We start from the raw sequence: 12,546 nt of genomic DNA, 5'->3' as shown, positions 1-12,546 counted from the left end.
CGAACTTCTAAAAATTTGCCCTGCGGCTAAATACAGTTATGAATACCGATCAACTGTTTGCAAGTATTGCCCTATTAATCGATCTTGCCCAAAAAGGCGAAATAGATCCTTGGGATGTACAGGTAATTGAAGTTATTGATCGCTATTTAATCAAACTCCTCGCCAACTACGAAACCGCCCCCCCAGCTTACGAAACGGACTTGTCGCAGTCAGGACAAGCTTTTTTATCAGCATCGATGCTAGTGCTATTTAAGGCTAATACTCTGAGCGCTTTAGAATTGAATCCTGTGGAGCAAGAGGAGGAATTGTTAGCCTTAGAGGAAGCGATCCTCGGTCAATCTAGAACTCACTACGATCGCCACCTGAGCCGCCGCACCGCCGCCTTACCACCCCAAAAACGCGCCGTCACTCTGATTGAATTAATTGCCCAGTTGCAAGTAATGGCAGTTCAAAAAAGCCTGAGCGAACAAGAACACGATAAACCCAATCATCGCCGCCAGGTACGTCCAGCTTCTCGCGCTCAACTTACTCGCGCTACTTTAGAACTTGCTCATCAAGAAAATTTGACAGAAGTAGCAGGAAAATTAGACCGAGTTTTGACAGATTACTCTCAGCAGTTTCAGGGGCAAGGTTGGTTAAATTTAGATCAACTTGTAGGTTTGTGGCATCAACAAACTAACTCCTTAGCTTTGCCTGATAGTAGCCAGTGTGATTTAGCAAAGGGCGATCGCATTAGTGTATTTTGGGCCTTGTTGCTGCTCTCGGCTCAATCCAAAGTAGAGTTAGAGCAAGAGGAATTTTATCAAGAAATAAAAATTCGTACCTTAACCGTACCAGGAGTTAGCGATCGCCAAGACACTGAAAATGTTTATGAAAAGTCAAAAATCCGAGTAGATTAGTATACAGGTAAATAAGTAAACTGCCGCAGTTCTAGTAACATATCTCTCTACCCTTGGGTAATTGCGATTTTTTTTGTAATTGCGTACAACTATTTAACCTCTCAAAAAGTGCTAATTTTGTGAGAAATGTGCGATCGCCCAATAGTAGCCATCTAAGGCTGAAATTGACAGATGATGGAATTTTCAAGCAACCATAATAAAATGGCATTAACGGAGGAGTGAAACTTTATGAAAGCCATGATTTTAGCGGCTGGTAAAGGTACTCGCATACGCCCGATTACTTATACAATGCCTAAACCAATGATTCCCATCCTGCAAAAGCCAGTGATGGAATTTCTGTTAGAACTATTGCGCCAGCACGGTTTCGATCAAATTGTGGTCAACGTCAGTCACTTAGCAAACGAAATTGAAAGTTATTTCCGCGACGGTCAACATTTTGGCGTACAAATTGCCTACTCTTTTGAAGGCAGAATTGTAGACGGGGAACTGGTCGGCGAAGCGATTGGCTCGGCGGGAGGAATGCGGCGAATCCAAGACTTTTCACCGTTTTTTGATGATACTTTTGTAGTTTTATGCGGCGATGCGTTAATTGACCTAGATTTGACAGAAGCGGTTAAATGGCATAAATCTAAAGGTGCGATCGCTACCGTTGTTATGAAATCTGTACCAAAAGAGGAAGTATCTAGCTACGGTGTAGTTGTCACCGACGAAGATGGACGGATCAAAGCCTTTCAAGAAAAGCCATCAGTAGAAGAAGCTTTAAGTACAAACATTAATACAGGAATATATATTTTTGAACCAGAGGTTTTAAATTACATCCCTTCTGGTCAAGAATACGACATTGGCAGCCAGTTGTTTCCCAAATTAGTTGAAATAGCTGCACCGTTTTACGGCATCTCGATGGATTTCCAATGGGTAGATATTGGTAAAGTTCCCGACTATTGGCAAGCAATTCAAGATGTGCTGATGGGCAAAGTTAAAAATGTTAAAATCCCCGGAAATAGAGTTAGAGAAGGCATTTACACCGGGTTAAACGTTGCAGTAAATTGGGACAAAGTAGATATTACAGGCCCCGTTTATATTGGTGGGATGACCCATATTGAAGATGGAGCTAAAATAGTTGGGCCGACAATGATTGGGCCTAATTGCTGGATTTGTGGCGATGCTACGGTAGAACACAGCGTAATTTTTGAATATGCTCGTCTTGGCCCCGGTGTGCGTTTAGTCGATAAGTTAGTATTTGGGCGTTATTGCGTAGATAAGACTGGAGCTACTATTGACGTGCAAGCGGCGGCGTTAGATTGGTTGATTACTGATACTAGACAAGCACCGCCATCGCAGACCCCTTCAGAGCGTCAAGTAATCGCTGATTTGTTAGATAGTCATTAGTTTTAAAACCGACCAATGAGACGTTGCATTGCAACGTCTCTACAGCAATTCAACCCGCGTCTAGTTACTCAAATAAGTGTACCTACTCAAAGATTGTTCGTAAGTTTGCAACAATCTTTGCGCTTCAAGTAGAGTAATCCGCTTTTCTTGCAAAGCTTGTTCGGTACGCTTGCGGATATTTTCGATTAAATCCTCAGCATCGTACTGGACGTAACTGACAACTTCTGTCATCGTATCACCTTTAACTACGTGTTCAATTTCGTAGCTTTTAGGAGTCAATTGGATATGTACGGCATTAGTGTCGCCAAACAGGTTATGTAAATTACCCATAATTTCCTGATAAGCGCCACCTAAGAACATTGCTAAATAATAAGGTTCCGAAGGATTAAAAGAATGCAACTCTAAAACTGACTTCACATCTCTTAAATCGATAAAACGATCAATTTTACCATCGCTATCGCAAGTTAAATCGGCTAAAATCCCGCGCTGAGTGGGTTCTTCGTCTAAACGATGAATGGGCATAATCGGAAAAAGCTGATCTATAGCCCAACAATCCGGCGCTGACTGAAAAACCGACAGATTGATGTAGTAAATGGATGCCATGATTTTTTCCAAATCTTCCAAGTCATCCGGTACATAGTCTTGTTGCCGAGTAATTGCCAAAATCTTCTCGCAACACGCCCAATAGATCCTCTCTACTCTAGCTCTCTCCGTCAGGCGCAAAATTCCCAGGTTAAAGCGACTAATAGCTTCTTCCTTAAACTGGGTAACATCGTGAAAAGTCTCTTGAAAGTTCTCGACATTAATTGATTGATAAGTTTCCCACAAATTCCAAACAATCGGCGGTTCACCTTCAGTCGGGGGTTCTGGCTGTCCTGACGGCACATCGCAGGTACTCAAAACATCAAAAATCAGTACAGATTGGTGAGATGCGATCGCTCTGCCACTTTCGCTAATCAATGTCGGTACAGGCAATTGCCGTTCGGCGCAAGTATCTTTCAATTCCGCCACAATATCGTTAGCGTAGTTCTGCATATTGTAGTTTTTTGAAGCGTAGAAATTGGTTTGCGAACCGTCGTAATCTACCCCCAAGCCACCGCCTACATCCAGATACTTCATGTTTGCGCCCAAAGTCGCCAATTCTACATAAATCTGGCTGGCTTCACGAATTGCGTCTTTAACAACATTAATTGCCGAAATTTGCGAGCCAATATGAAAATGCAATAACTGCAAAGAATCCAGCAAATCTGCCGCTTTCAGTTGCTCTACAGCTTGGATAATTTCGGGAATAGTTAAGCCAAACTTAGCTCTGTCGCCACTAGAACCGCCCCAGCGCCCCACCCCTTGAGTGCTTAATTTTGCCCGAATGCCCAAAATTGGCTTAATTCCTAACTGACGACTAGCAGTAATAACTAAATCTACTTCCTCTATCTGCTCTAAAACAATAATCGCCGTTTGCCCAAGCCTTTGAGATAACATCGCCGTTTCAATGTATTCTCGGTCTTTGTAACCATTGCAAATTAGCAAAGCCCCAGGAGTATCGAGTAGCGCCAGAGCAATCATTAGTTCAGGTTTTGAGCCAGCTTCTAAGCCAAATTGATGGGGTTTGCCAAAACGTACCAAATCTTCAATCAAGTGGCGTTGTTGGTTGCATTTAACCGGGAAAACGCCCTTGTAAACTCCAGGATAATTATATCGGGCGATCGCTTTAGCAAAGCAAGCATTCAACCGCTCGATCCTATCTTCCAAAATATCGGAAAAGCGAATTAATAACGGTAGCCCTAAATTGCGTTGCTTAAGAGCATTAACCAATTCAAACAGATCCAACGAGCCACCGCGATCGCCTTTGGGAGAAACGGTGATATTACCGACGGCGTTAATAGAAAAGTAAGGCTCTCCCCACCCTTCAATCCGATACAAGTCTTCGCTATCTTCAATCTTCCACGACTTCTGTGGTTGGGTTTTAACCAAAGCTACCGATGTTTTTTCCTGTGCCGATTCCGGGTTTTCGGTGGTGGCTTTTTTTTCTATTGCTGATGTGGCGGTTGACTCAACACCCATTTTTTGCTGGCCTCAATTATCACCTGACGAATAGCCAGTTTAACGCATCTCATAAAGAAGGAGACTTTCTAAGATAATCTGATTTAGGCAATTGAGTTATTAATTTTGGAGAAATCGTTTTGGAAAGGACATTTATCGCCATTAAGCCTGATGGAGTTCAACGGGGATTAATCGGCGAAATTTTTTGCCGTTTTGAAACTAAAGGTTTTACTTTAGTTGGCTTAAAATTTATGCAAGCCAGCCGCGAATTAGCCGAAGAACATTATGGTGTTCACCGCGAACGACCATTTTTTGGCAGTTTAGTAGAATTTATCACTTCTGCCCCCGTAGTGGCGATGGTTTGGGAAGGTGACGGTGTTGTGGCTGCCGCCAGAAAAATGATTGGCGCTACCAACCCTCTAGTATCCGAGCCAGGGACGATTAGAGGTGATTTAGGCGTAAACATTGGACGCAACCTCATTCACGGTTCTGATGCCGTAGAAACGGCGCAAAGCGAGATTGCTTTGTGGTTTAAGGAAGAGGAATTAGTCAATTGGCAACCGACGTTAAGCAGTTGGATTCGCGAATAAATAAAGCCCGCCTAGGCGGGCTAACACAATTTTTATTTAGAAACGGGGTCTTTTTCTACTTCTACTGTTGGGGATGAGGTCAAAGTCCGCTTTGAGAAACCCCAAGCAAAAATTAAGGCGATCGCACTAATCATTACCCACTCTGGCGGAATCAAAGCTGAGTCAAACACTCTTAGTAGCAGGCGCAAGCCTACTAGCGCCACCGTGATGTAGCCAGCATCTTCTAAATGCTCAAATTCATCAAGCCAGCGAATAAACAAACCCGCCATAAACCGCAAGGTAATAATCCCAATAGTTGCGCCTGTTAAAACTAGCCAAGTTTCTTGGGAAACTGCGATCGCTGTCGTCACGCTATCTAAGGAAAAAGCCAAATCTGTAAAGGCGATTACGGGGATGGCTTGCCATAAAGAAGCAAAGCCCGGAGCTTGATGCTCGTTGCCATCCGCGTCCTTTGAGGAGCTAAAATACTGCCATGCCAGCCACAGCAAATAAGCCGATCCTAGTAGTTCAAATTGCCAAAACTTTGTTACCCAAGTTGCTGTCAAAATTAGGCTAATTCGCAGTACGTAAGCTACTACTAGACCAATATTAAGAGCTTGATTCTGAAGTTTGGGATCTTCTAATCGTTGAGCAAGAGCCGCCAGGGCGATCGCATTATCTGCCGATAGCACTGCCTCTAAAAACGACAAGATAATTAAAACAAACGCAGCTTCTATCCCTGCATGGTAGGGAGAATTTAAAATTTGGTCGAGCATTAACGATTTCTATATAGTTTTGAATAACTGGCGATCGCTACCATCTTTTAGCTTAACTCTTGTACGACCAATTCAAAAATCTGATAGTGCGATCGCGCTATCAGATTTTTGCCTCTACTCACCCTAACACCCTACTACTGATTGTAACTTTTCATCAACTCGTTTTTCTAATATCAGTAAAAATACGGCTGTAATTACTGAATCAATAGGTTATAATCTCTAGGAGTTTTTCGTAAAGCTAATTTAAAAGCTATAAAAAGTAATTAACTTAGAATCACGAATACGGAGAATTGATTGGGATAGTATAAATTTAAAAATAACTGAATAAATTAGTTATTTAATTGCTATTGTAAGCTTTATTTAACGATAGATGACAAACTTTAAAAAACAAGGAAAAACCACTCACTTGTTTGCCAAAAGATGAGTAAAACAAGTGTAAACAATAATTTAAAATTATGGTAGATAGTAGCCAATCCGAACTAATAATTGAAGCAGGACGCACCGAAAAACAGTATTGGCAGGACTTGTGGAAGTATCGAGAATTATTTTATTTTCTCGCCTGGCGCGATATTTTAGTTAGGTACAAGCAAACAGCTATTGGGATATTTTGGGCATTAATCCGACCGTTTTTAACAATGGTTGTATTTACAGTTGTGTTTGGTAACTTAGCTAAACTACCATCTAGTGCGCCTTATCCTATTTTAGTATTTGCAGCGATGCTACCCTGGCAATTTTTCTCTAATGCGCTAACAGAGTGTAGCAACAGCTTAATAAATAACGCTAACTTAGTTTCTAAAATCTACTTTCCGCGCTTGATTGTCCCCACAAGTTCGGTAATTGTTAGCTTTGTAGATTTTCTCATTTCTGGGATGATCTTGTTAGCGCTAATGGCATGGTACAACTTTGTTCCTAGTTGGCGAATTTTAACATTGCCAGCCTTTATTATTATTGCTTTTGCGGCTTCAATGGGTGCGGGGTTGTGGTTAGCAGCATTGAATGTCAAATACCGCGATTTTCGCTATATTGTGCCATTTATCGCCCAATTTGGTTTGTACATTTCTCCAGTAGGTTTTAGCAGTAGTATTGTGCCAGAAAAATGGCGTTTGCTGTATTCAATCAATCCAATGGTGGGAGTAATTGATGGCTTTCGCTGGGCAATTTTAGGTGGAGAAGCCCAAATATATCTACCAGGATTTATACTTTCTACCGGATTAGTAGTATTGTTATTCATTAGTGGAATTTGGTACTTCCGCAGAACTGAACGCTCTTTTGCTGATGTGATTTAAGCAACAAATACAAAAATGTCAGATACAGTAATTCGAGTTGAAAATCTCAGCAAAAAATACATTTTAGGTCAGCAAAAGCAAGAGCATTACGCAACGTTACGGGATGTATTAGCTAGTACAGCAAAGTCTATTAGTCGTCAGGCATTGAATCCTTTTGCCAAAAAAGCACCGCTCCCAGACTTAGAAGAATTTTGGGCATTAAAAGATGTATCATTTGAAATCAAACAAGGCGATCGTGTAGGATTTATTGGTAGAAATGGCGCAGGAAAGTCAACTTTACTCAAAGTTCTCAGCCGCATTACCGAACCTACAACAGGGCGCATTTCAATTAAAGGGCGCATAGCAAGTTTATTAGAAGTAGGCACAGGATTTCACCCCGAATTAACCGGACGAGAAAATATCTATCTCAACGGTTCTATTTTGGGAATGAGCAAGTTTGAAATTAAAAAAAAGTTTGATGAAATAGTTGCTTTTGCTGAAGTAGAAAAGTTTTTAGATACACCAGTAAAGCGTTATTCTTCAGGGATGTATGTACGTCTCGCTTTTGCTGTAGCAGCGCATTTAGAGCCAGAAATTTTGATTATAGATGAGGTATTAGCGGTAGGCGATACTCAGTTTCAGAAGAAATGCTTGGGAAAGATGGAAGAAGTTGGAAAAGAAGGACGGACAGTTTTGTTCGTTAGTCACCAAATGGGAATGATTACTCAACTTTGTACTAAAGCTTTGATGCTAAATAAAGGTTCTGTAGTTCAAGAAGGAAATGCTGAACATATTATCTCTTTTTATATAAAAACGATAGGTTTAGGTGAAGAAAATAATTTCGTTCGAGCAGAATTATTAGAAACAGAAAAAAGCGTTTTTGTCAGCGAGGCTAAAACTATTAATGCTTCCGGGCTTTCCACCGGAGTATTTACCCATAATGAACCCATATATTTGGAAATTATCTACAAAATTAAAAAGAACTTAAATGATGTTTTACTAGGAATTGCGGTAAAAGATAAAATTGGAAGAAAAGTATTTACTAGTCAAACTGCATTAAAGCAACCTGAAAGCTTGGATTACAATAAAAATACTTTTGTAGCAACTCTTAAAATACCTGATACATTTTTGACTCCTGGTCAATATTCATTTTTGATAGCAATGCACATTCCAAAAATTCAAGTTGTAGATCAGTTAGATAATGTATGTAGCTTTACTATTACGGATATAGGGTCTGAGTTCTCAATGTATGAAGGTTTAGATTATGGATGTGTGTTCGCAAATTGTGGATGGAGCATACAACAGTTGTAAAGACTAATTAGACTTTAATAAAAAGTCAACTAAATAATAAAATTAAGGAAGTAGCTATGGTTGTTGTAAGTCCCCTCACTGGTTCTAAGGATATAACGCTGGTAAAAACTATTGAATCGTCTCAACTTATAAATGATTGGCAGCGAGACTTTCATATAGATATTACTGCTGAACTTCAAGGTTACAGACAAGTTTATTTGTATCAATGTAATCAAACGTATTTAAAGTTCTTTTCACCGCCAAATATTGCAGGTTCTGGTAAACTCTACGAACAATTACAGAAATTTGATTGGTTTTATATGCCTGAGAAGTGGGAGCATAAAATTGCTTTACGTAACTTTTTAAAGTGTAAGCATATCCTAGAAATAGGATGTGCATTCGGCTCATTTGTACAGGCAGGATTAGACGCTGGATTCGACGTTACAGGCATCGAACTCAATGCAGCAGCAGTTAAGATTGCTCAACAAAAAAAATTGCCCGTAAAGTACATGAGTTTGCAGGATTTTGCTGATTTATATCCTGAATCTGCGGATGCTGTTTGTAGTTTTCAAGTTCTCGAACACACGCCAAATCCGAGAAATTTTATTAAACTATCTCTTAAAATCTTAAAGAAAAATGGCATTTTGATATTATGTGTACCCAATTCAGAAAGCTTCCTAAAATACCAATACACTTTACTTGATATGCCTCCACATCACATGACGCAATGGTCAGAGGCTTCACTTAGAGCTTTAGAAAATATTTTTCCTATAAGACTCGAAAAAGTTATTCGGGAACCACTAGCTAAATATCACGTGTCAGGGTATGTTACTTCATATAGTAATAAATTACAGTCTGTGTCTCCTTGGGCAAAACTGTTGTTTAATCGTTATACTCTGAATCCTTACAAACTACTACTTAATGCAGGTATTAGGAAATTTTTGACTGGGCAAAGTTTATATGTGCAATTCCGCAAAATTAGATGAATTATCTGAATCTCGGATGCGGTAGCCGCTTCCATCCTAAGTGGACTAATATTGATTTTGACTCGCAGGCTAAAGAAGTTATATCTTGCAACCTTAGTGAAGGAATTCCATTTCCTGATGGGTTTTTTGATTTAGTATATCACTCTCATTTACTAGAACATTTTCCAAAATCACTAGCTGAACCATTTATAAAAGAATGTTATCGTGTACTGCGTCCTAAAGGCATTTTGAGAGTAGTTATTCCCGATTTAGAGCAAATTGCACGCCTGTATTTAACAGCTTTTGAAAAAGTTAGCAACTCTCCTCAAGAATGGCAATCAAATTATGAGTGGGTTTTACTAGAGATGTATGACCAAACAGTAAGGAACAAAGCTGGTGGATACATGGCTGACTACCTCTTCAAAGATAAGATTACCAATGAAGAATTTGTAATTAGTCGCTGCGGAAGTGAAGCAAAAAAATTGATCGCATTTGGACATCAACAACGCCAAAAGTCTCAAGTTCCTGTAGTGATAGAAAGTAAGCCTAAGCAGGTTTTAAAAAAGGTATACCTTTTTTTTCGCTATTCAACTTACCGCCGAGAGTCCTTAATTAAACTTTTGTTGGCTAAAGAATACACTGCTCTTCAAATTGGACGCTTTAGGCAAAGTGGTGAAATCCATCAGTGGATGTATGATAGCTACTCGCTGTCAGTATTATTAGAAAAATGTGGTTTTGAAAATATAGTTCAGCGTAATGCCACTGAAAGCTATCTAACAGACTGGAACAGCTTTAAGCTAGACACAGAAATAGATGGCACAGTTTACAAACCTGACTCTTTGTTTATGGAAGCAATAAAACCAGCTACATGAATGCTTTATATTAATTCGTTGGGTAACGTTAATGAGACAGCACTTGCCAATTATAGCTTATACAGTTCCTCCTCTAAATAAAGAGGAAGATAAGTGATGAAATCACTTAGCGTATTACATATTAATACATGGGGCGGTATTGGAGGAGCATTTATTGCTTCAGATCGTCTTCACCAGGGATTGGTTGACCTAGGGATTGATTCTACTTTAGCTTATGGAAAAATATTTAATAATAGTGATTCTAGCCTTAAGGCTTCAAAAACTTATAAAAAACTTGAGCAGCCAAACAAGTTTGAACGTGTCTTGTCTAAGGGTTGTAAAAAAATTGGTTTGAATGATATTGGAAATATATCTTCACTACTATTGGCAAAGAAAGACTATTTTAATCGTGCCTCTATTTTAAATTTTCACAATCTCCATAGTGACTATTTTTCCTATCTTGCTCTCCCTAACTTGACAGAAGATAAAGCTGCTGTCTGGACGCTACACGATATGTGGAGTTTCACAGGACACTGTGCTTACAGTTATGACTGTTCAAGGTGGCAAACTGGATGTGGGAAATGTCCTTATCCTAATTCACAGCCTGCTGTTGAGAGGGATGCTACTCACTTAGAGTGGAAAATAAAAAGCTGGATTTATAGCCGCTTTAAACTCACAATTGTTGCCCCCAGCGTATGGTTGACTGAGCAAGCGCGACAGAGTATGCTTAATCGCTTTCCGATTTATCATATCCCTTATGGTATTGACACAAATGTTTATCAGCCACTTGAAAAGGAGCAATGTAGAACCTTACTGGGTCTACCAGTGGGGAAAAAAGTGTTGATGTTTGGAGCGCAAAGTCTAACTGACCGACGAAAGGGGAGCGATTTATTACTCAAAGCCCTATCTTGTTTACCTAAATCTCTCAAGGCTGAAATCGTGCTATTGACTATTGGTGATGATAGTACCGTTAGTATAGAAACTTTGGGAATAAACACTTTTAACCTTGGTTATATAGGTAGTGATCGCCTCAAGGCAATTGCTTATTCATCTGCTGATTTATTTGTTTTCCCCACTCGTGCCGATAATCTGCCTCTAGTGCTTCAAGAAAGTATGGCTTGTGGAACGCCCATGGTTTCCTTCAATGCTGGGGGCGTTTCTGACCTAGTACGTCCAGGAATCACTGGCTACTTGGCAGAACCTGAGAATGCACAAGATTTCTCTACTGGAATAGTAAAACTATTAGAGGATCAAAATCTACGCAATCATATGAGTCAACAATGTCGAGCGATCGCGTTAGCAGAGTATTCATTGCAACTCCAGGCTCAACAGTATATTAATCTGTATCATCAATTGCTGATAAATTAGGTGGGTTCGTTTTTTATTTGTAATTACCTTGTCAATTGGACGATTTTATTTGATGTAAAATATATGCTGACTTTGCTTGTAAAAAAAAATTTGTAATTTGTCACTCGACAAGCGGGTAATTATTAGCTCAAGCAGCACCAGAAAAATTTGAAATAAGCAAACACAGAAGCTAGTTATTTGTTTTTATACAGAGTTTTTAAAATTATGAATTATCCTAAATTAAATGCACCATTAATATCGATAGTTATTCCTTCTTTCAATCAAGGCAGTTATATTGAACAGACTATTACATCTATTCTGGGTCAATATTACTCCAATTTAGAGTTAATTGTAATAGATGGTGGTAGTACTGATTGCACTCTGGATATTATCAATAAATATGCTCATTCAATTACCTACTATGTTTCTGAAGCAGATCAAGGTCAAGCTAATGCTATTAATAAAGGGTTTAGAATAGCGAAAGGAGATATCCTAGCTTGGCTAAATTCTGATGATATGTACTTACCCTGTACTTTATCAAAAGTAGCTAACTTGATAGAAACCTCAACAAAACCTAAATTGATATACGGAGGCTGCTTGCATTTTTCTGAGGGTAAAGAAAATACCTCTGGTTATCTACCGCCTAATTTCGACTTAGATAAATTGACTTATTTGGATTATATTGTTCAACCTAGCACTTTCTGGTCGCGGAGTTTATGGGAAACGGCAGGTGAAATCAATGAATCATATAATTATGCTTTAGATTGGGAATGGTTTATTAGAGCAAGTAAAATCTGCGAATTTACACCTATTCGTGATTATTTCTCAATATATAGAATACACGATAATCATAAAACAGGTACAGGAGGATTGCCAAGATCCCAGGAAATTGTGAAGGTAGTAGAAACTTATGCTAGTGAAGAATGCGTATTAGCATATCAAAATATTTTTAAGCAAATTTATACTCCAAAAATTAACGAAAATCGTTCCTTACCAGTGAGACTTTTGCTGAAGATTCTTAAACGTTATTTTTACTATAAATACGCTCGTTGTTGGGTAGATGCTGCTATATCCATGCTTTAATCAGTTAAGAAATAGATTAATTTTAAGGATTGGAATTTAAATTAGTTGTTATTAATCAAAATTTGTAATTAT

At 39.1% G+C, this 12,546-nt stretch carries 11 protein-coding genes; 9 read left to right on the top strand and 2 right to left on the bottom strand.

Going from position 1 to position 12,546, the window contains the following annotated elements; all coding sequences use genetic code 11:
• Nucleotides 1-38: 38 nt before the first annotated feature.
• Nucleotides 39-899: a segregation/condensation protein A gene (locus C7B70_RS09555; RefSeq protein ID WP_106368823.1), complete on the top strand. Its 861-nt coding sequence runs from the start codon at nt 39-41 to the stop codon at nt 897-899.
• Between the two features lie 228 nt (nt 900-1,127).
• Nucleotides 1,128-2,288, top strand: coding sequence for a sugar phosphate nucleotidyltransferase (locus tag C7B70_RS09550; RefSeq protein ID WP_106368822.1), 1,161 nt, complete (start codon nt 1,128-1,130; stop codon nt 2,286-2,288).
• Nucleotides 2,289-2,348: 60 nt separating this feature from the next.
• Here C7B70_RS09550 and speA read toward each other — a convergent pair whose 3' ends face one another.
• Nucleotides 2,349-4,349, bottom strand: coding sequence for a biosynthetic arginine decarboxylase (speA, locus tag C7B70_RS09545; RefSeq protein ID WP_106368821.1), 2,001 nt, complete (start codon nt 4,347-4,349; stop codon nt 2,349-2,351).
• 119 nt (nt 4,350-4,468) lie between these two features.
• On the opposite strand from speA, the gene ndk reads away from it, so the two are divergent.
• On the top strand, nt 4,469-4,918 hold the full coding sequence (ndk, locus tag C7B70_RS09540; RefSeq protein WP_106368820.1) for a nucleoside-diphosphate kinase: 450 nt from the start codon (nt 4,469-4,471) through the stop codon (nt 4,916-4,918).
• A gap of 32 nt (nt 4,919-4,950) precedes the next feature.
• Here the strand turns inward: ndk and C7B70_RS09535 are convergent, their stop codons facing one another.
• A complete protein-coding gene (locus C7B70_RS09535) occupies nt 4,951-5,673 on the bottom strand; it encodes a TerC family protein (RefSeq protein WP_106368819.1) in 723 nt (240 codons plus the stop codon).
• A 455-nt stretch (nt 5,674-6,128) separates the two neighbouring features.
• Here C7B70_RS09535 and C7B70_RS09530 point away from each other — a divergent pair, with 455 nt between their 5' ends.
• The 6 genes from C7B70_RS09530 (at nt 6,129) to C7B70_RS09505 (ending at nt 12,474) form a co-directional block, all read left to right on the top strand.
• Nucleotides 6,129-6,959, top strand: a complete 831-nt coding sequence (locus C7B70_RS09530; RefSeq protein WP_106368818.1) for an ABC transporter permease — start codon at nt 6,129-6,131, stop codon at nt 6,957-6,959.
• Between the two features lie 15 nt (nt 6,960-6,974).
• On the top strand, nt 6,975-8,249 hold the full coding sequence (locus C7B70_RS09525) for an ABC transporter ATP-binding protein (protein WP_106368817.1): 1,275 nt from the start codon (nt 6,975-6,977) through the stop codon (nt 8,247-8,249).
• A gap of 56 nt (nt 8,250-8,305) precedes the next feature.
• Nucleotides 8,306-9,214, top strand: coding sequence for a bifunctional 2-polyprenyl-6-hydroxyphenol methylase/3-demethylubiquinol 3-O-methyltransferase UbiG (locus tag C7B70_RS09520; protein ID WP_106368816.1), 909 nt, complete (start codon nt 8,306-8,308; stop codon nt 9,212-9,214).
• A complete protein-coding gene (locus C7B70_RS09515) occupies nt 9,211-10,065 on the top strand; it encodes a methyltransferase domain-containing protein (RefSeq protein ID WP_106368815.1) in 855 nt (284 codons plus the stop codon). The genes C7B70_RS09520 and C7B70_RS09515 overlap by 4 nt, the downstream gene beginning before the upstream one ends.
• 96 nt (nt 10,066-10,161) lie before the next feature.
• A complete protein-coding gene (locus C7B70_RS09510; RefSeq protein WP_106368814.1) occupies nt 10,162-11,412 on the top strand; it encodes a glycosyltransferase family 4 protein in 1,251 nt (416 codons plus the stop codon).
• Nucleotides 11,413-11,616: 204 nt separating this feature from the next.
• Nucleotides 11,617-12,474, top strand: coding sequence for a glycosyltransferase family 2 protein (locus C7B70_RS09505; protein WP_106368813.1), 858 nt, complete (start codon nt 11,617-11,619; stop codon nt 12,472-12,474).
• Nucleotides 12,475-12,546: the final 72 nt, after the last annotated feature.

Origin of the sequence: Chlorogloea sp. CCALA 695 (genome assembly GCF_003003885.1) — a bacterium.
In the GTDB taxonomy this organism is placed as follows: domain Bacteria; phylum Cyanobacteriota; class Cyanobacteriia; order Cyanobacteriales; family Chroococcidiopsidaceae; genus Aliterella.
The sequence above is the reverse complement of the archived record's forward strand: the minus strand, read 5'-3'. Positions and strand labels throughout refer to the sequence as shown.